The 19,057-nt window shown below is 60.0% G+C and carries 14 protein-coding genes; 9 read left to right on the plus strand and 5 right to left on the minus strand.

Going from position 1 to position 19,057, the window contains the following annotated elements; translation table 11 throughout:
• Positions 1-19: 19 nt before the first annotated feature.
• The 6 genes from pilH to trhA are packed head-to-tail and all read left to right on the plus strand — an operon-like array spanning position 20 to position 9,480.
• Entirely contained in the window at positions 20-385 is a 366-nt protein-coding gene (pilH, locus tag V0R60_RS15270; RefSeq protein WP_136478495.1) for a twitching motility response regulator PilH, read from the plus strand.
• Between the two features lie 11 nt (positions 386-396).
• A complete protein-coding gene (locus V0R60_RS15275) occupies positions 397-936 on the plus strand; it encodes a chemotaxis protein CheW (RefSeq protein WP_371922337.1) in 540 nt (179 codons plus the stop codon).
• Positions 937-951: 15 nt separating this feature from the next.
• Complete coding sequence (locus tag V0R60_RS15280; RefSeq protein WP_136478493.1) at positions 952-2,997, plus strand: methyl-accepting chemotaxis protein; 2,046 nt, start codon at positions 952-954, stop codon at positions 2,995-2,997.
• Positions 2,998-3,031: 34 nt separating this feature from the next.
• The gene (locus V0R60_RS15285; protein ID WP_330080407.1) at positions 3,032-8,347 is read left to right on the plus strand and encodes an Hpt domain-containing protein; all 5,316 of its coding nucleotides are present in this window, start codon (positions 3,032-3,034) and stop codon (positions 8,345-8,347) included.
• Positions 8,340-8,807: a chemotaxis protein CheW gene (locus V0R60_RS15290; RefSeq protein ID WP_136478491.1), complete on the plus strand. Its 468-nt coding sequence runs from the start codon at positions 8,340-8,342 to the stop codon at positions 8,805-8,807. Before V0R60_RS15285 ends, V0R60_RS15290 begins: the two co-directional genes overlap by 8 nt.
• Positions 8,808-8,862: 55 nt before the next feature.
• Positions 8,863-9,480 carry a PAQR family membrane homeostasis protein TrhA gene (gene trhA, locus V0R60_RS15295; protein ID WP_136478490.1) on the plus strand — a complete coding sequence of 206 codons (618 nt, stop codon included), beginning with the start codon at positions 8,863-8,865 and terminating at the stop codon, positions 9,478-9,480.
• Here the strand turns inward: trhA and V0R60_RS15300 are convergent.
• Both V0R60_RS15300 and V0R60_RS15305 read right to left on the minus strand, forming a co-directional pair.
• Positions 9,477-10,196, minus strand: a complete 720-nt coding sequence (locus V0R60_RS15300) for a 16S rRNA (uracil(1498)-N(3))-methyltransferase (protein ID WP_136478489.1) — start codon at positions 10,194-10,196, stop codon at positions 9,477-9,479. The genes trhA and V0R60_RS15300 overlap by 4 nt on opposite strands.
• Before the next feature lie 99 nt (positions 10,197-10,295).
• Entirely contained in the window at positions 10,296-11,702 is a 1,407-nt protein-coding gene (locus V0R60_RS15305) for an adenosylmethionine--8-amino-7-oxononanoate transaminase (protein ID WP_136478488.1), read from the minus strand.
• A gap of 190 nt (positions 11,703-11,892) precedes the next feature.
• Here V0R60_RS15305 and V0R60_RS15310 point away from each other — a divergent pair, with 190 nt between their 5' ends.
• The 3 genes from V0R60_RS15310 to V0R60_RS15320 all read left to right on the plus strand — a co-directional run bounded on the left by V0R60_RS15310 (position 11,893) and on the right by V0R60_RS15320 (position 15,098).
• Complete coding sequence (locus tag V0R60_RS15310; protein WP_136478487.1) at positions 11,893-13,698, plus strand: flavin monoamine oxidase family protein; 1,806 nt, start codon at positions 11,893-11,895, stop codon at positions 13,696-13,698.
• A gap of 236 nt (positions 13,699-13,934) precedes the next feature.
• Entirely contained in the window at positions 13,935-14,486 is a 552-nt protein-coding gene (locus V0R60_RS15315; protein ID WP_330080406.1) for a cytochrome b, read from the plus strand.
• Between the two features lie 33 nt (positions 14,487-14,519).
• Positions 14,520-15,098, plus strand: coding sequence for a YceI family protein (locus V0R60_RS15320; protein WP_330080405.1), 579 nt, complete (start codon positions 14,520-14,522; stop codon positions 15,096-15,098).
• 64 nt (positions 15,099-15,162) lie between these two features.
• Here the strand turns inward: V0R60_RS15320 and V0R60_RS15325 are convergent, their stop codons facing one another.
• The 3 genes from V0R60_RS15325 to metF form a co-directional block, all read right to left on the minus strand.
• A complete protein-coding gene (locus V0R60_RS15325; protein WP_330080404.1) occupies positions 15,163-17,040 on the minus strand; it encodes a DEAD/DEAH box helicase in 1,878 nt (625 codons plus the stop codon).
• Between the two features lie 224 nt (positions 17,041-17,264).
• On the minus strand, positions 17,265-18,050 hold the full coding sequence (locus tag V0R60_RS15330; protein WP_330080403.1) for a substrate-binding periplasmic protein: 786 nt from the start codon (positions 18,048-18,050) through the stop codon (positions 17,265-17,267).
• 85 nt (positions 18,051-18,135) lie between these two features.
• On the minus strand, positions 18,136-18,981 hold the full coding sequence (gene metF / locus V0R60_RS15335; RefSeq protein ID WP_330080402.1) for a methylenetetrahydrofolate reductase [NAD(P)H]: 846 nt from the start codon (positions 18,979-18,981) through the stop codon (positions 18,136-18,138).
• Positions 18,982-19,057 lie beyond the last annotated feature (76 nt).

The following is a 19,057-nucleotide window of genomic DNA, read 5'->3' on the forward strand; positions in this document are numbered from 1 at the left end:
TCCTTTGATGGGGAACAGCATGGCTCGAGTTCTGATCGTCGACGATTCGCCGACCGAAATGTACAAACTGACTGAAATGCTCGAAAAACACGGGCATCAGGTGCTCAAGGCTGAAAACGGCGCCGATGGCGTGGCCCTGGCCACCCAGGAAAAGCCCGATGCAGTGCTGATGGACATCGTCATGCCCGGCGTGAACGGCTTCCAGGCAACTCGCCAGCTCAGCAAGAGCCCGGAGACCGCTAATATTCCAGTCATTATCGTCACCACCAAGGATCAGGAAACTGACAAGGTCTGGGGTAAACGCCAGGGCGCCAGTGACTACCTGACCAAGCCTGTGGATGAAGAGACCTTGATCAAGGTGCTCAACGGCGTCCTCAAAGGTTGATGACCCAGGCGATGGGCGAATCGCTGACAGCCTTCGAGCTGCTGCTGGACATCGACCGGCGTTGCAGGCTGCTGGCGGCCGACCTGCCCCTGCAGGAAACCCACTTGCAGAGCTGGAGCGGTATCGGTTTTCGTATTGGTGAGCAGTGGTTCGTTGCGCCGATGGGCGAGGTCGCCGAGGTTTTGCACGAGCCGCGCCTGAGTCGAATTCCTGGAGTCAAGCCATGGGTCAGCGGAGTTGCCAACCTGCGCGGGCGCTTGCTGCCGGTGATGGACTTGTGCGGTTTTTTCGGCCTCGGTTTGTCGGCCCCACGCAAACAACGCCGGGTCCTGGTGCTCGATCAGGAGGAGCTGTTTGCCGGGTTACTGGTCGATGAGGTGCTTGGCTTGCAGCATTTTCCGTTGCACAGCCTGGAGCTTTCGCCTCCTACACCCTTGCTCAGCGGCGCGGCGCCTTTTGTCCAGGGTCATTTCCAGCGGCAACGCTGCTGGGCCATTTTCAGCCCGCTGGCCCTGGCCCAGGCGCCGGGCTTTCTCGACGTGGCGTTGTAAAGGATTGCCAGATTCGTGACCAAGACCACTACGGCTACTTCAACCCAAGGCTCGCGCAGCAGCGCCCGGATCGCGGCATTGTTCGTCGTGTTGATCCTGTCGATCATCTTGCTGTTCGCCAACTTCGCCTACCTCAACACCCAAGCCAATTACGACAAGCAGTACATCGGTCATGCCGGTGAGCTGCGGGTACTGTCCCAGCGTATCGCCAAGAACGCTACCGAGGCTGCGGCCGGCAAGGCACGGGCGTTCCGCCTGCTCAGCGAGGCACGTAACGACTTCGACCAGCGCTGGGGCTACCTGAAAAAAGGTGATGCCAGCACCGGCTTGCCTCCCGCGCCGCCCGCCGTACGCAATGAAATGGATTCGGTGCTGCGTGATTGGGAAGGCCTGCGTAAAAATACCGACACCATTTTGGCCAGCGAGCAAACTGTGCTGTCGTTGCACCAGGTCGCCGCCACCCTGGCCGAGACCGTGCCGCAGCTTCAGGTCGAGTACGAGAAAGTTGTCGAGATTCTGCTGCGCAGCGGCGCACCGGCCAATCAGGTGGCCGTGGCGCAGCGTCAATCGTTGCTTGCCGAACGTATTCTCGGATCGGTGAATACGGTTCTCGCCGGTGACGAGAATGCAGTGCAGGCGGCCGATGCCTTCGGTCGTGATGCCAGCCGTTTCGGCCAGGTGCTCGATGGCATGCTCGCTGGCAATGCGGATATCCAGATCACACGCGTGCAGGACCCGGATGCTCGCGCCCGTTTGGCGGAAATTGCCGAGTTGTTTCAGTTCGTCGCCGGTTCCGTGGACGAGATCCTCGAAACTTCGCCGGAGCTGTTCCGGGTGCGTGAGGCCGCCGGCAATATTTTCAACCAGTCGCAAACCTTGCTGGATGAAGCGTCGCGCCTGACCAACGGTTTGGAAAATCTCGCCAGTGGACGCACCCTCGATACTGTCGGTGGCTACGTGCTTGGCTTGCTGGCCCTGGCCTCGATCATCCTGATCGGCCTGGTGATGGTCCGAGAGACTCATCGGCAATTGCGTGAAACCGCGCAGATGAACGAGCGCAACCAGCAAGCGATCATGCGTTTGCTTGACGAAATAGAGGATCTGGCTGATGGCGACCTGACCGTGATGGTGTCGGTCACCGAGGATTTTACCGGCGCCATTGCCGACTCGATCAATTACTCCATCGATCAACTGCGTGATCTGGTCGCTACCATCAACCTCAGTGCCGAGGAGGTGGCCAGCGCCGTGCAGGAAACCCAAAATACCGCCCATCAGTTGGCCAAGGCTTCCGAACATCAGGCCGAACAGATCAGCGAAGCGTCGGTGGCGGTCGGAGACATGGCCGAATCCATCGACCGGGTTTCTACCCATGCCTATGAATCGGCCAAGGTTGCCGAGCGTTCCGTTGCCATTGCCAACAAAGGCAACGAGGTGGTGCACAACACCATTCATGGCATGGACAACATTCGCGAGCAGATTCAGGACACCGCCAAGCGAATCAAGCGTCTGGGCGAGTCCTCGCAGGAAATCGGCGACATCGTCAGTCTGATCGATGATATTGCCGACCAGACCAACATCCTCGCCCTCAATGCGGCGATCCAGGCGTCGCTGGCCGGTGAGGCCGGGCGTGGTTTTGCGGTGGTCGCCGATGAAGTCCAGCGCCTGGCTGAGCGCTCGTCCTCCGCCACCCGGCAAATCGAGGCGCTGGTCCGTACGATCCAGACCGACACCAACGAGGCCGTGATTTCCATGGAGCAGACCACTGCCGAGGTGGTGCGCGGCGCGCGCCTGGCGCAGGATGCCGGGGTAGCCCTGGAGGAAATCGAAGGGGTGTCACAAACACTCGCCGAACTTATCCACAGTATCTCCGATGCCGCCCAACTGCAGACCTCATCGGCTGGGCAGATCTCACATACCATGGCAGTGATCCAGCAGATCACTTCGCAGACTTCGGCAGGCTCGAACGCAACCGCCGAGAGCATCGGCGATTTGGCGCGCATGGCCAGTGAAATGCGACGCTCGGTGTCCGGTTTCACCTTGCCACCGACGCCGCCAACTTGAGCGTGCGCACGTGACCATGGCAACGGGAGAAGATATGGCTGAGCGGCACGATACGGTGGCCCTGGCCTGGGTCAAGGGCGCCATTGCTGACTGTCTGGCCCAGGCGCGCCTGGCGCTGGAGCATTTTTGCGCCGAGCCCGGCGATGAAGAGGACCTGGTCGGTTTTATCGACAACCTGCATCAGGTGCGTGGCTGTCTGGTGATGCTGGAGCTCAGTGGTGCCGCACTGCTCGCCGAAGAGCTGGAGCAGTTGGGTATGGCCCTGAGGGAAAAGCGCGTCGCCCAGCGCGGAGAGGCCCTCGGCGCCTTGTTTCGCGGCTTGGAGCAATTGCCGCTGTATCTGGATCGGCTGCGCAGCGCCCGGCGTGACTTGCCGTTGGTAGTGTTGCCCGTGCTGAATCAACTGCGCGCCGAACGCGGCGTTGAACCGTTGGGCCAAGGCAGCCTTTTTGGCGCAGCACCAGCAGCGGCCGAGGAACTAGCCAATCTCGACTTGTCGTTGGGCTCTTTGCGCGAGCGTCTGCAAGCGGGGCCCGACCGCGATGCCTTGCGCTCGGTGGTGGCAGCGCTGTGCGAAGACTTGATGCGGGCCAAGGAGCGTCTCGACCTGTTTGTGCGCGGCGATCGTCGACGCCTGGACGACCTGCAGCCTTTGCTTGCTCCGCTGCGCCAGATCGCCGATACCCTGGCTGTGCTCAATTTCAACCAGCCCCGGCGAGTCATCATCGAACAGGTGCTGGTACTGCAGAGCCTGGCCCAGGGCCAATGCGCACCGGACGATGCGCTGTTAATGGATGTCGCCGGGGCATTGCTGTATGTCGAGGCCACCCTGGCGGGCATGGTTGGCCCGCTGGAACAGCACGCTAGCCAGAGCCCGTTGCCCGGCACCGATCTGGCCGAAATCCGCCAATTGGTCCTCGAAGAAGCGTATTCGGTCTTGCAGCAGGTCAAGGATCAGATCGGCGATTGCCTCGATGCCGGCTGGCAGCCTCAGCGACTGCTGGTGCTACCGGGGCTGCTGCAGCAGATCCGCGGGGCGCTGGCGATGCTCATGCTGCCGCGACCTGCCACTTTGTTCGGTCATTGTGGCGAGTACATGCACACCCATATGCTCGGTGCCACGCCGCCTGATGCCGCGGCTCTGGCACACCTGGCGGATGCGTTGAGTGCCTGCGAGTGCTATCTGCAATGGTTGATTGCGGATCCGCAGGCCAACCCCTGGCGCTTTCTCGACGCCGCCCAGGCCAGCCTGGCGGCGCTGGGCTATGCCCCCGAGCCAGACCCCGAGCCGGAACAGGTTCAGGTCCAGTCAGCGGTTGCTGAGCCGCAAGTTGTGGATGACGAGTTACGCGAAGTATTCCTTGAAGAAGCTGATGAGCTGTTGCCTCAGCTGAATGAACAATGGCTGCGCTGGCAGGCAGACACGACCGACCGCGATGCCCTGGTAGAACTGCGCCGCGGCTTGCATACGCTCAAGGGTAGCGGACGTATGGTTGCGGCCCAAGGCTTGGCAGAGTTGGCCTGGGCGGCAGAGCACTTTCTTAATCGGGTGCTTGAAGGGCGTGTGGAAATCGGCGCTGCACCGCTGGCCAGTTTGCAGCAAGCCTTGGATTTGATTCCCGGGCTGCTCGCAGCCTTTGCCAACGAGCAGGTGCAGGCGCCTAAGGATGTCGAGCAGTTGGCATTGCGTCTGCACGCGCTGGCCATGAACGACGCGCCTCATGAGCCTGAGACCCGCGATACGATCGATCCGCAGTTGCTGGAGATTTTCCGCGCTGAGGCACTGCTCCACTTGGCCAGCCTCGAGCGTTTTTTGCAGGCTGCTGACCAGCATTTGCCTCAGCCGGTCAGTGACAGCCTGCAGCGCGCGTTTCATACCCTCAAGGGCAGCGCGGCCATGGCCGGAGTCACCGCAATCGCCGAACTGGCCGCTGCGCTCGACCTGCTCGCACGCGAATTCAAGGCCCATCAACTGGCCTTTGACCTTGAAGAAATTTATCTGCTGGAAAGCGCCGAGCCCTTGTTGCGTCGCGGCCTTGAGCAGTTGTCTCGCGCGCCCTTGGCGCCGATTAGCGGCGCCTGGACGCTGATCGAGGAAATCCATCAAGTGGTTGAGGCGCGGTTGTCGGCCTTGCAGCAGGCGCACAACAGCGGTGGGCTGATCAAGCGCGATCCGCAACTGATTGCCAGCTTCCTGGCTCAGGGCATGGATATTCTGCTCGATGCCGAATCGCTGTTATTGCGCTGGCAGGAACATCCCGGTGAACGCCAGGAATTGAGTGCACTACTTGATGAGCTGACCACGTTGGGGCAGAGCGCTCACCTGGCTGATCTCTGGCAAGTGGATGAGCTTTGCGAAGCGTTACTGGACCTGTATGGCGCAGTAGAGGAAAGCAGCCTGGCGGTCAGTGCACGCTTTTTCGAGGAGGCGCAGCATGCCCACGAGGCGCTGATCGATATGCTCGACCAGCTTGCAGCCGGCCAAGAGGTGGCCCCGCGTCCGGAGCGCCTTGAGGCGTTGCGTGAGCTTCTCGATGAAGCGTTGGCACCCGATGCTACTGGTTTGATCAGCCATCAAGATGGACAGGCCCGGATTGCCGATCTCGGTGCGGCTACAGCAGCGCTGGCGCTGGACCCGGCGGTAGTCGAGCTGTTTCTCGAAGAGGCCAGCGATGTGCTGCAAAGCGCCAACCAGGCGCTCGACCGTTGGTTTGCCGATGCCGACAATGCTTCGGCGCTTTCTTCTTTGCAGCGTGATCTGCAGACCCTCAAGGGCGGGGCGCAGATGGCGGGTATTGGCGTGGTCGAAGTGCTCGCTCAAGAGCTTGAGCTGATGTACGAAGGCCTGGTGGATCGACGCTTTGCCTCGTCCCCTGAGCTGTTCGCCTTGCTCAAGCGTAGTCATGCCAAATTGGCCCGCATGTTCGAGCAGCTGCAGGCTGGTCAATCGTCTTCGACAACCGTCGAGTTGCTGGCGGCGCTGCGCGAGTATCGACACAGTGCGCCACCTGCGGTCGCTGTCGATAAAGTGCCAGACCCGGTTCAGGACGCAGGAGACAAGGAGCTTCTGGAGATATTCCTGGAAGAAAGCTCTGACATTGTCGAAAGCTCTGGTGCCGCACTGTTGCGCTGGCAAGCCGAGCCTCGCAATGGAGTTGAGGTGGAGAACCTGTTGCGCGACTTGCACACCCTCAAGGGTGGTGCGCGTATGGTTGAAATCGCCCCTATTGGTGACCTGGCCCATGAACTGGAGTTTCTCTATGAATTGCTGGCGGCTGGCCAGCTGCAGCCCAGTGCGGCGCTGTTCAGTCTGCTGCAGAACTGTCATGACCGCCTTGCGCATATGCTTGATGCAGTGCGCCTGCAACAGCCACTCCATGCCGCTACAGCGCTGATCGACTACATCCGCAACTTCAGTAGTGCAGCGCTGGCAGACACCGCTGCGCATCATGCGCAGCTTGAAGTCGCTCCCGTTGAAACACCCGTGGCAATGCCCGAACGCGGCCCGGCGGATATGGTTAAAGTGGCCTCCGAGCTGCTTGATGACCTGGGTAACCTGGCCAGCGAGCATTCAATCATTCGCGGGCGTATCGAGCAGCAGGTCAATGACGCGCAAGTGGCATTGAACGAGATGGAAACCACGCTGGAGCGCATGCGCGACCAGTTGCGCCGGCTGGACATCGAAACCCAGGGGCGAATTCTCAGCCGTCAACACGGTGACGGCGATGGTCAGGTCTACGACGATTTCGACCCCTTGGAAATGGATCGTCATTCACAGCTGCAGCAGCTGTCACGCGCCTTGTTCGAATCGGCGTCCGACTTGCTCGACCTCAAGGAAACCCTGACTGTGCGCGCTCAGGATGCGCAGAGCCTGTTGCAGCAGCAAGGGCGGGTCAACAGCGAGCTGCAAGAAGGTTTGATGAGCACGCGCATGGTGCCTTTCGAGCGGCTGGTGCCTCGATTGCAGCGCGTAGTGAGGCAGGTCGCCAGTGAGTTGGACAAACAGGTCGAGTTGGTGGTCGGCAATGCCGAAGGCGAGATGGACCGCAGCGTGCTGGAACGGATGGTGGCACCGCTCGAACATATGCTGCGCAATGCCGTCGACCATGGCCTGGAGTCTCGGGAAATACGGCGTGCTGCAGGCAAGCCGGAGCAAGGCCTGATCTCGCTGAGCTTGTTGCACGAGGGTGCCGACATCGTCATCGAAATGACCGACGACGGTGCCGGTGTTTCGCTGGACGCTGTGCGGCGCAAGGCGATCAAACGCGGCCTGCTCGATCCTGCGGCAGCACTCAGCGATCATGAAATCATGCAGTTCATCCTTCAGCCAGGATTCTCCACGGCTGAGAAAATTACCCAGATTTCCGGGCGCGGCCTGGGCATGGACGTGGTCCATGAAGAGGTCAAGCAGTTGGGTGGTTCGATGGTTATCGAATCCAATCCAGGCAAGGGGGCACGCTTTCTGATTCGCCTGCCATTCACCGTATCGGTGAACCGGGCCTTGATGGTGCACTACGGCGAGGAACAGTATGCAGTGCCGCTCAATACCATCGAGGGCATCGTGCGCGTGCCGCCTGCCGAGCTGGAAGCGTGCTACCAGCTTGATCCACCGCGTTATGAATACGCCGGGCATCGATACGAACTGCGCTACCTCGCAGAGTTGTTGCAAGGGGCTGTGCAACCACGCCTGCTGGGGCAGAGCCTGCCCTTGCCCGTGTTGCTGGTGCACTCCCATGATCAGCAGTTTGCGATCCAGGTCGACAGCCTGGCGGCCAGTCGCGAGATTGTAGTCAAGAGCCTGGGGCCGCAGTTTGCCAGCGTCCAGGGATTATCCGGGGCGACTTTGCTGGGCGACGGCCGGGTTGTGTTGATTCTGGATCTGCTCGGGCAACTTCGCGGTTTGCAACTGCGCCATGCCCAGCAGGCAAGCAGTGCTGCGCGCATCCTTGCGCCGCAGATCGGGCAGGTGCCAAAGCGATCGTTGCTGGTGATGGTCGTCGATGACTCTGTGACGGTGCGCAAGGTTACTGGCCGACTGCTCGAACGCCATGGCATGAACGTACTCACCGCCAAGGATGGCGTCGATGCAATGGCGCTGTTGCAGGAGCATCGACCGGACGTCCTGTTGCTGGATATCGAGATGCCGCGCATGGATGGTTTCGAAGTCGCCACGCAGATTCGCCAGGATCCGGAACTCAAGGACCTGCCGATCATCATGATCACCTCGCGAACCGGACAAAAGCACCGCGACCGGGCCATGTCCATCGGCGTCAACGATTACCTGGGCAAACCCTACCAGGAGTCGGTACTGCTGCAGAGTATTGCGTTTTGGAGTACCCGCCATGCTTGAACAATCTGTCCGCAATGGTCGGCGCAGCAGCCTCACTGGGCTGCTGCTTGCTCTGGATGACCGTTGCCTGGTGCTGCCCAACGTTGCGGTAGCCGAGCTGATCGGCTATCAGGAGGGCACCCCGGCAACCGAACAGCCCAACTGGATGCTTGGCTGGATCGATTGGCGCAACCAGCGTTTGCCGTTGCTCAGCTTCGAGGCCGCTTGTGGTGGCCAGGTGCGGATTGGCGAGCGTGCGCGAATCGTTGTTCTCAACGCGTTGGGGGGTAGTCGACTGCGCTTCATTGCCATGCTGGTGCAGGGCATTCCGCGCTCGTGCAAGCTCGACAGCCAACTCAATTATGTCGATGTGCCGCTGGCCGAACTGGAGCTGGCAGCCGTTCAGGTGGGCGAGCAGATTGCCAAGGTTCCTGACCTTGCCGCACTGGAGCAGTTACTGGAGGACGCGGGGCTGGTTTGAAACATTTGCCTGTGTAGGATGGGAAGCCTGTCCGTTACTTGGAGGACCCAGTCGCATGTATCACGGTGAACGTTTCAATGCCTGGACGCATCTAGTCGGCGCAGTACTGGCCTGTATCGGCGCAATCTGGTTGTTGGTGGTGGCCAGTTTGCAGGGCGATCCGTGGAAGATCGTCAGCCTGTCGATCTACGGCTTTACCCTGTTGTTGCTATACAGCATCTCCACGCTCTATCACAGCGTGCGCGGCAAGGCCAAAGTGGTGATGCGCAAGCTCGATCATCTGTCGATCTATCTGTTGATTGCCGGTAGCTACACACCTTTCTGCCTGGTCAGCCTGCGCGGGCCGTGGGGTTGGAGTTTGTTCGGTGTGGTCTGGGGGTTGGCAGTGATAGGGATGTTGCAGGAGATCAAGCCGCGCTCCGAAGCGCGAGTGTTGTCGATCATCATTTATGCGGTGATGGGCTGGATCGTACTGGTTGCAGTCAAGCCGCTGCTGGCCAGTCTGGGCGCTGCCGGATTTGCCTGGCTGGCTGCCGGTGGTGCGTTCTACACCATCGGCATCATCTTCTTTGCCTATGACAGTCGCTTTCGCCACTGGCATGGCATCTGGCACCTGTTCGTCATCGCCGGCAGCCTGCTGCACTTCATTGCCGTGTTTTTCTACGTCCTTTAGAAATCGCCCCAGAGCTGCTGAGCCACGGCCAACGCTACCACGGGTGCAGTTTCGGTGCGCAGCACCCGTGGTCCCAGGCGCGCGGCATGAAAGCCTGCGGCCTTGGCCTGCTCCACTTCGGCATCGCTCAAACCACCTTCCGGGCCGATCAGAAACGCCAGGCTTTGCGGTGGCTGATGGCTGAGCATGGGTTCGGCTACCGGATGCAGAACCAGCTTGAGCTGCTCATCACACGCCTTGAGCCAGTCGGCCAACAGCACCGGTGCATTGATCTGCGGCACGCTGGAGCGTCCGCACTGTTCGCAGGCGCTTATCGCTACCTGGCGCCAATGGGCCAGGCGCTTGTCGGCGCGCTCGTCCTTGAGGCGAACTTCGCAGCGTTCACTGACAATCGGGGTGATGACATTGGCGCCCAGTTCGGTGGCTTTCTGGATCGCCCAGTCCATCCGCTCGCCGCGGGACAAGCCCTGACCAAGATGGACCTTGAGGCTTGATTCCGCTTGCCCGGCAAAGGCTTCGCTCAACTGCACCCGAACGGTTTTCTTGCCGACTTCGAGCAACTGGCCAAGGAACTCCTGGCCGCTGCCGTCGAACAGTTGCACGGCGTCGCCAGCGGCCATGCGCAGCACCCGGCCGATGTAGTGGGCCTGGGCTTCGGGCAAGTCGTGTTCGCCAAGGCTCAGGGGGGCATCAATGAAGAAGCGGGACAGTCTCATGTGAAAACTCTGGATAGATGTTAGCTGTGGGAGCGGGCTGCCCAGCAGTGTGGGTAGCGCCTGATCACCGGGCAAGCCCGCTCCTGCAGAGGGTCGCTGCTAGCCCGGATCGCGGAAGTCCGGGTGGAAATTGCCCGGCACTGCCACGCTGACGCTGTCGCGCGTGGCAATGTCGATTCCTTCGCTGGCCACTTGCGCCAGAAAGTCGATTTGCTCCGGGGTAATCACGTAAGGCGGCAGGAAGTACACCACGCTCCCCAGCGGACGCAGCAGCGCGCCGCGGGTCAGGGCGTGCTCGAATACTTTCAGGCCGCGACGCTCCTGCCACGGATAAGGCGTCTTGCTGGCCTTGTCCTGAACCATTTCCACCGCCAGGGCCATGCCAGTCTGGCGCACTTCCGCCACATTCGGGTGATCGACCAGGTGTGCGGTGGCACTGGCCATGCGTTGGGCCAGTGCTTTGTTGTTCTCGATGACGTTGTCTTGCTCGAAGATGTCCAGGGTCGCCAGCGCCGCTGCACAGGCCAGCGGGTTGCCGGTATAGCTGTGCGAGTGGAGAAAGGCGCGCAAGGTCGAGTAGTCGTCGTAGAAAGCGTTGTAGACATCATCGGTGGTCATGCACGCGGCCAGCGGCAGATAGCCGCCGGTCAACGCCTTGGACAGACACAGGAAGTCGGGACGGATACCGGCCTGCTCACAAGCAAACATCGTTCCGGTGCGGCCGAAGCCGACGGCAATTTCGTCGTGGATCAGATGCACGCCATAGCGGTCACAGGCTTCGCGCAGCAGCTTGAGGTAAACCGGATGGTACATGCGCATGCCACCGGCACCCTGAATCAGCGGCTCGACGATTACGGCGGCGAGCGTCTCATGATGTTCGGCAAGGGTTTGCTCCATGACCTGGAACAGGGTGCGCGAGTGCTCTTCCCAGCTCACGCCTTCAGGGCGCAGGTAGCAGTCGGGGCTTGGCACTTTGATGGTGTCGAGCAGCAGGGCCTTGTAGGTCTCGGTGAACAGCGGCACGTCGCCGACCGACATCGCCGCAATGGTTTCACCGTGGTAGCTGTTGCTCAAGGTGACGAAGCGTTTTTTTGCGGGCTGGCCTTTGTTGAGCCAGTAGTGAAAGCTCATTTTCAGCGCGACTTCGATACACGACGAACCGTTGTCAGCGTAAAAGCACCGGGTGAGGCCTTCCGGGGTGATCTGTACCAGGCGCTCGGAAAGTTCGATGACCGGTTGATGGCTGAAGCCTGCCAGAATCACATGCTCAAGCTGATCGACCTGATCCTTGATGCGCTGGTTGATACGTGGGTTGGCATGGCCGAAAACGTTGACCCACCAGGAGCTGACCGCATCGAGATAGCGTTTGCCTTCGAAGTCTTCCAGCCATACGCCTTCGCCGCGCTTGATCGGGATCAGGGGCAGTTGCTCGTGGTCTTTCATCTGGGTGCAGGGGTGCCAAAGGACCTTGAGGTCACGTTGCATCCACTGTTGGTTGAGGCCCATTTCATTTCTCCTGGCGACGACAGCGCGGACATGCGCGGCAAGCCTATGCAATGCGCCGCCCGAGAACAACCCGTGGCATGCAATCGGCATGTGGGCGTTGCTGGCGAGGTCGCTTGGCGTGGCGTATCCTTCGACTACTCTTTCCTGGGGGATCCCCCCAATTATCTGTTTCGATCCGGAGTTCGCCAAAATGTCTGCTGGTTGGCTGCGCGCCTGTGCGCTGGTAATGATAGGACTGTTCAGTGGCGCTGCGCTGGCCAAGGACAAAACCCCGACAGCCATCGTCGTCGGCGGTGGTCTGGCAGGCCTTACGGCGGCTTACGAGTTGCAGGCCAAAGGCTGGCAGGTAACCTTGCTTGAAGCCAAGTCGGGCATGGGTGGGCGTTCGGGCCTGGCCACCAGCGAGTGGATTGGCAACAGCAAGGCCCAACCAACCCTCAATCAGTACCTCGATACCTTCAAGATCAACACCCTTCCGGCCCCGGAGTTTGTTCGCGTCCCGGGCTACCTGATCGATGGTGAATACTATAGCGCGACCGACCTGGCTACCAAACAGCCGGTCACTGCCGAGGCACTCAAGCGTTATGAGAAAACCCTCGACGATCTGGCGCGTTCGATCGACGACCCGCAGAACCCGGCAGCCAACAGCACCCTGTTCGCCCTCGATCAGCTGAACGTGTCCTCCTGGCTGGACAAGCTGCAGTTGCCAACCACCGCGCGCCAACTGATCAACCAGCAGATCCGTACCCGTTATGACGAGCCGTCGCGTCTGTCGCTGCTTTACTTTGCCCAGCAAACCCGCGTCTATCGCGGTGTCAGCGACCGCGACCTGCGAGCCGCACGCTTGCCAGGTGGCAGCCCGGTGTTGGCCCAGGCATTCGTCAAACAACTGAAAACCATCAAGACCAGCTCGCCGGTCAGCGCCATTACCCAGGACAAGAACGGTGTCACGGTCAAGGTCGGCAGCGTTGGCTACCAGGCCGATTATGTCGTGCTGGCCGTTCCACTGCGCGCCCTGGCAAAAATCCAGATGATTCCCGGCCTGGACAACAAGCACGTAGCGGCGCTCAAAGGCACCAACTATGGCTGGCGCGACCAGTTGCTGCTCAAGTTCAAGAATCCGGTCTGGGAGAGCCGCGCACGGATGTCTGGCGAAATCTTCAGTAACGCCGGCCTTGGCATGCTGTGGATCGAGCCTGCACTCAAGGGTGGGGCTAACGTGGTGATTAACCTGTCGGGTGATAACGCCCGTCTGTTGCAGGCCTTCGGCGACAAGCAGATGGTCGATCAAGTGCTGATCCGTCTGCATGCGTTTTATCCACAGGCTCGTGGTGCCTTTACCGGCTACGAAGTACGCCGTTACAGCACCGACGCCAACATGGGTGGCGCTTACCTGGCCTATGGCCCAGGGCAGATCAGCAAGTTCTGGCGTCTGTGGGAGCGTCCGGTGCAACGTGTTGCCTTTGCGGGCGAACACACCGATGCGCTTTATCCGGGCACCCTGGAAGGCGCACTGCGCAGCGGTCAACGTGCCGCCAGCCAAGTACAGGACCTGGCAGCGGGCAAGTCGTTCGATCCGGTCAATGCCGCTCCAGTAGCTGCCGCTGCCACTGCAGTGGCAGCAAGCAAGGGCAACTTCTTCTCGAACCTGTTCGGTGGCTCGTCCGATAAGCCTGCCAAAGCGCCAGAGGCGGTGAAAAAGGAAGAAAGCAAACCTGGCTTCTTCTCGCGGATGTTTGGCAGTGACGAAAAGCCGGTCGAAAAACCAGCGCTCAAGCCTGCTGAAGCGGCGGCTGCTCCAGCACCGGTAGCAGCACCTGTGGTGGCACCGGTTGCCAAGGAAGAGCCGGCTAAGCCAGCACCGGTCAAGGCGGCCCCAGCCAAGGCACCCGTCAAGCATGCTCCGGCGAAAAAACCGGTGGCGAAGTCCGAGCAGGCGAAAAAAGCTGCAGCGGTTAAAAAACCAGCAGCCAACGTTCAAGCCAAGGCGCAGTGACACCTGAAGCCTTGAAAAACTGCAGGAGCGGGCCTGCACGGCGATGAGCCTGGCTCTGCCAATCGCCGGTCAAGCCCGCTCCTGCAGTTGCACTTTCCCACCTAGTTAATGTTTCCTTAATAACGCTGTTACACACTAACAATCGTTTTTCTCGATATTTCAGAGCGAAATTTTCCGCTTTAATTCGATATTTAACTCGTTAGTCTTAGGCACAGTTCTTACAGGGAAACACGGCAATGCAACTGCGCAATTCATCTTCTCGTTATGGTCTGGTCAGCATCGTCACGCATTGGGGCGTGGCTTTGGCCGTTTTCGGACTGTTCGGGCTTGGCCTGTGGATGATGGGCCTGGACTACTACAGCCCTTGGCGTAAGTCGGCTCCAGACCTGCACAAAAGTATTGGCCTGGTGCTGCTGGCTGTCATGCTGGGGCGTGTGGCCTGGCGCTTCATCAGCCCGCCACCACCAGCGCTCCCCAACCACGGCAAATTGACGCGTGCAGCCTCCAAAGCCGGGCACAGCCTGCTTTACTTCGGGCTGTTCGCGGTAATGACGGCCGGCTACCTAATTTCTACCGCCGATGGCGTTGGCATTCCGGTCTTCGGCTTTTTCGAGGTACCTGCACTGATCAGCAACTTGCCTGATCAGGCGGATGTCGCGGGTGAAATCCATTTTTACCTGGCCTGGGGCCTGGTGATCTTTGCCGGTCTGCATGGCCTGGCAGCCCTGAAGCACCATTTTATCGACCGTGACGCGACCCTTAAGCGAATGCTGGGCCGCAAAGCTTGATGTTCTACCTCAACTCCAAAGGGATATAGAAGCATGTTGAAAAAGACTTTTGCCGCTCTGGCGCTCGGTACTGCACTGCTCTCGGCCGGTCAAGCCATGGCTGCAGACTACAAGATCGACAAGGAAGGCCAGCACGCCTTCGTTGATTGGAAAATCAGCCACCTGGGTTATAGCTTCATTCACGGTACCTTCAAGGACTTCGATGGTACTTTCAGCTGGGACTCGGCAAAGCCTGAAGCGAGCAAAATCGTTGTCGATCTGAAAACCGCCAGCCTGTGGTCCAACCACGCTGAGCGAGACAAGCACATCGCCAGCGCTGACTTCCTCGACGTCAAGAAGTACCCAGAAGCCAAGTTTGTCTCCACCAGCGTCAAATCGACCGGCGAGAAAACGGCTGACGTAACGGGCGACCTGACGATGCACGGCGTTACCAAGCCGGTAACCTTCAAAGCGACCTTCAACGGCGAAGGCAAGGATCCATGGGGCGGTGAGCGTGCTGGTTTCAATGCCACCACCACCCTGAACCTGAATGACTTCGGTATCAAAGGCCCGGGCGCTACTTCCCAGACCTTGGACCTGGACATCTCGGTTGAAGGCGTGAAGCAGAAGTAAATTCTGCTGCACCAACAAAAACGCCGCCCTCAGAGGCGGCGTTTTTGTTTCTGCAATTCCCGAATCAGCGATTGCGGGTCAGCAGTGCAGGCTTCTCGCCGCGCGGACGGCTTGGCAACTGCTCAAGCTGTTCAGCCGTCGGGAAACGGTCGATTTTCGACTCTTTGTGCATGATTTTCGGTTGTGGCTGGCCTTCACGTGGATTGCGTACGGCTGGCTCGCCCGACTGGTTGCCGCTGTCCGAGCGGCGATTGCGGGCACCGCCATCGCGGCGTTGCTGACCGCCGCCACCATTGCGCGAACCTCCGCGTTTTTCGCCATTGGCTGCACCACCAGCGCTATTGCGTGGGCCGTTGTTGCGGCCTTGGCCGCCACCGCTACGCTGCTGGCCGTTTGCGCCGGCACCGTTTTGCGCGGGCGCGCCAGGGCGACGGTTACGACCTTGATTGCCTTTGTTCTGATAAGGGCTGACGTAGTCGGCGCGGTTACCAAAATTATCGATGTCGTCATCCAGGAACTCTTCTGGATCACGATTGCCTGACGCCGGCACTGCACTTGGTTGGGTGGACTGTGGCTGGCGTGGCTTCTTGTTATCGCGTGGTTTACGTTCCTGGCGGCCACCAGCAGACTTCTCTGCGGTTTTTTCCTTGTCCTTCTCGCGACCTTTTTCCTTGCCCTGATCTTTGCCTTTGTCCTTGCGCCCGCCGTTGCTGCCATCAGCACGCTGACCACGGCCACCGCGTGGATTGTTCTGTGGGCGCTCGCGGGTTTCAGGTTTCTCGGCTTCTACCTTGGAGACATCGAAGCCCATCAGGTCGCCATCCGGGATTTTCTGGCGGGTAACACGCTCAATGCTTTTGAGCAGTTTTTCTTCGTCCGGGGCAACAAGCGAAATGGCTTCACCGGAACGGCCAGCACGACCGGTACGGCCAATACGGTGTACGTAGTCTTCTTCGACGTTGGGCAGCTCGAAGTTGACCACGTGAGGCAACTGGTCGATATCCAGGCCGCGGGCGGCGATATCAGTAGCAACCATGATGCGCACAGTGCCGGCCTTGAAGTCGGCCAAGGCTTTGGTGCGCGCGTTCTGGCTTTTATTGCCATGGATCGCGGCGGCGGTCAGGCCGTGCTTTTCCAGGTACTCGGCCAGACGGTTGGCGCCGTGCTTGGTGCGGGTGAAGACCAGTACCTGTTCCCACGCACCGGTGGTGATCAAGTGGGCCAGCAGGGCACGCTTGTGGCTGGCCGGCAGGCGATAGACGCGCTGCTCGATACGCTCGACCGTGGTGTTTGGTGGCGTAACCTCGATGCGCTCGGGGTTATGCAGCAATTTGTCGGCGAGGTCGGTGATGTCCTTGGAGAAGGTTGCCGAGAACAACAGGTTCTGGCGCTTGGCTGGCAGCCGGGCGAGAACCTTCTTCACATCGTGGATGAAGCCCATGTCGAGCATGCGGTCGGCTTCGTCCAGCACCAGTGTCTCGACGTGAGACAGGTCAACGCTGCCTTGGCCAGCCAGATCGAGCAGTCGGCCCGGGCAAGCTACCAGTACATCAACGCCCCGTGCCATGGCCTGAACCTGCGGGTTCATGCCAACGCCACCAAAGATGCAGGCACTGACGAATTTAAGATCGCGGGCATAAACCTTGAAGCTGTCATGCACCTGGGCTGCGAGTTCACGGGTAGGGGTCAGCACCAGAACCCGCGGCTGGCGAGGGCCATGACGCTGGGACTTGTCTGGGTGACCACCTGGGAACAGGCGCTCGAGGATTGGCAGTGCGAAGCCGCCGGTTTTACCAGTACCTGTCTGGGCGGCGACCATCAGGTCGCGACCTTGCAACACGGCGGGAATGGCCCGCTGTTGCACCGGAGTGGGCTGGGTATAGCCAGCAGCCTCGATGGCGCTGACTAGAGCCTCGGAGAGACCGAGGGAAGCAAAGGACATGAGTAATCCTGTTCTTAGTGGGGGCTAAGCCCGATGGGATAATCTTGCCTGGCGCGGTAGGCATCGGCTGATGCACTCGCGTCCGGTCCAGCAGGGTCTTCAATGCACATCCGGATTGCGGCGGGCGGGCTCTTGGCCGCGCAGTCCTGCCGATCGGGATGCCTTTTGCAAGGCCGAGCGTCCGGGCGTAAGCCTGGCGGGAAGGCCAGAGTATAACAGAGCAATCAAGGCGTGCTGCGTTCCTGCTGCTCAACGGTGGCTGGAAAATTTTCTGGAATGCCAGCATAGCGGGCATTCAGCGCCGTAAAGGCGGGTTCTTGCTTGAAATTTCGTAGTTCGACGGCAAAGCGTTGCATGAGTTCCTGCATACCGGCGTTGCGGCGTACGGCCAGGTACTGGCTTTGGGTGCTGACCACCAGCGGCAGTTCGCTGATTTCTCGGTCGAGCCCCAGGTCCTTTCGCAGGTGGCGGCCTACGCGGCGGTCGGTTATCAGCAAATCAATGCGTCCTCGCTGCAGTTTGCCGAAATTCGCTTCATGGGTTGGCGCAGGTTCACGGGTGAACAGCGGCGACTCACTGAAGGCCGAGGCGTACGCGTAGCCAGGGGAGGTACCGACAGTCAGGCCGCGAAGATCCTGCAGGCTGTTGATCGAATGGGGGCGGGCATTGGCATAGAAAAGGACAAACTCTACGTCCGATAGCGGTTCATTGGGATAGAACAGCTGGGTGCCGCGTTGCTCCGTCTGGAAGATATCCAGGATGCCATCCGCCAGGCCTTGATCGATCATCGCCAGACAGCGCTTCCAGGGTAGGAACTGCCATTCCACTTCAACGCCAAGGCGCTTGAAGACTTCGACGGTGACATCGTAATCGATACCTTTTGCCTGACCGTTCTCAAGGTACACATAGGGTGCCCAGGGTTCGGTGACGATGCGAAGCTTCTCGCCATGGGCAAACGCGCTCAGGCAAGTAAGCAGCAGGGCGGTCAATAGGCGGGTGAAATCGGGCATATCTGGAGAGTACGACGTGCGCACGCCCATGGCTAGTAGACGTGCGCAATACGCGTGCCGGGTATCCAGCGGTGGAGCGGATCGATCAACGAGGCAACTTGAGGTTGTTCCAGATCGCCAGGCTTGGATCGGCCTGGTTCAGGGTGTAGAAGTGCAGCCCGGGTGCGCCACCTTGCAGCAGTTGTTCGCACATGTGGGTAATGACTTCTTCACCGAACGACTGGATGCTCTTGACGTCATCGCCATAGGCTTCCAGTTGTTTGCGAATCCAGCGAGGTATCTCGGCACCGCAAGCGTCGGAGAAACGTGCCAGCTTGCTGTAGTTGGTGATCGGCATGATCCCCGGCACCACAGGAATGTTCACCCCAAGTTTCTGCACGCGCTCGACGAAGTTGAAGTAGCTGTCGGCGTTGAAGAAGTACTGGGTGATGGCGCTGTCGGCACCGGCGTTGGCTTTGCGGACGAAATTGGCCAGGTCATCCTCGAAGTTGCGCGCTTGAGGATGCATTTCCGGGTAGGCGGCGATTTCGATATGGAAGTGATCGGCGCTTTCCTGGCGAATGAATTCGACCAGTTCGTTGGCGTAGCGCAGTTCGCCGCTGGCCATGCCCATGCCCGAAGGCAGGTCACCGCGCAGGGCAACGATACGCTTGATACCGGCGGCCTTGTACTGGGCCAGCAAGCTGCGCAGGTCTTCCTTGCTGTCACCGACGCAGGACAGGTGCGGCGCGGCCGGGACCTTAACTTCGCTTTCCAGCTGCAGCACAGTGTTCAGCGTGCGGTCGCGGGTAGACCCACCGGCACCGTAGGTGCAGGAGAAGAAATCCGGGTTGTAGCTGGCCAGCTGATGAGCAGTGGCGAGCAGTTTTTCATGTCCAGCATCGGTCTTGGTCGGGAAGAACTCGAAGCTGTAACGACGTTCCTGAGACATACAAGATTCCTTGGGCGGCTAGCTACAAGCGGCAAGCGACAGGGTAAAAGCAGGGCAGCGCGAGCCGCGCCTGCTT

The sequence above is a fragment of the Pseudomonas auratipiscis genome, from assembly GCF_036324085.1.
GTDB lineage: Bacteria > Pseudomonadota > Gammaproteobacteria > Pseudomonadales > Pseudomonadaceae > Aquipseudomonas > Aquipseudomonas auratipiscis.

Excerpts from the sequence above, each read along its gene's own strand:
- V0R60_RS15325 (WP_330080404.1), bottom strand. The coding sequence starts at position 17,040 with ATGTCCTTTGCTTCCCTCGGTCTCTCCGAGGCTCTAGTCAGCGCCATC.
- pilH (WP_136478495.1), top strand. The coding sequence starts at position 20 with ATGGCTCGAGTTCTGATCGTCGACGATTCGCCGACCGAAATGTACAAA.
- V0R60_RS15310 (WP_136478487.1), top strand. The coding sequence starts at position 11,893 with ATGTCTGCTGGTTGGCTGCGCGCCTGTGCGCTGGTAATGATAGGACTG.
- trhA (WP_136478490.1), top strand. The coding sequence starts at position 8,863 with ATGTATCACGGTGAACGTTTCAATGCCTGGACGCATCTAGTCGGCGCA.
- V0R60_RS15300 (WP_136478489.1), bottom strand. The coding sequence starts at position 10,196 with ATGAGACTGTCCCGCTTCTTCATTGATGCCCCCCTGAGCCTTGGCGAA.
- V0R60_RS15305 (WP_136478488.1), bottom strand. The coding sequence starts at position 11,702 with ATGGGCCTCAACCAACAGTGGATGCAACGTGACCTCAAGGTCCTTTGG.
- V0R60_RS15285 (WP_330080407.1), top strand. The coding sequence starts at position 3,032 with ATGGCTGAGCGGCACGATACGGTGGCCCTGGCCTGGGTCAAGGGCGCC.
- metF (WP_330080402.1), bottom strand. The coding sequence starts at position 18,981 with ATGTCTCAGGAACGTCGTTACAGCTTCGAGTTCTTCCCGACCAAGACC.
- V0R60_RS15290 (WP_136478491.1), top strand. The coding sequence starts at position 8,340 with ATGCTTGAACAATCTGTCCGCAATGGTCGGCGCAGCAGCCTCACTGGG.
- V0R60_RS15330 (WP_330080403.1), bottom strand. The coding sequence starts at position 18,050 with ATGCCCGATTTCACCCGCCTATTGACCGCCCTGCTGCTTACTTGCCTG.
- V0R60_RS15275 (WP_371922337.1), top strand. The coding sequence starts at position 397 with ATGGGCGAATCGCTGACAGCCTTCGAGCTGCTGCTGGACATCGACCGG.
- V0R60_RS15320 (WP_330080405.1), top strand. The coding sequence starts at position 14,520 with ATGTTGAAAAAGACTTTTGCCGCTCTGGCGCTCGGTACTGCACTGCTC.
- V0R60_RS15315 (WP_330080406.1), top strand. The coding sequence starts at position 13,935 with ATGCAACTGCGCAATTCATCTTCTCGTTATGGTCTGGTCAGCATCGTC.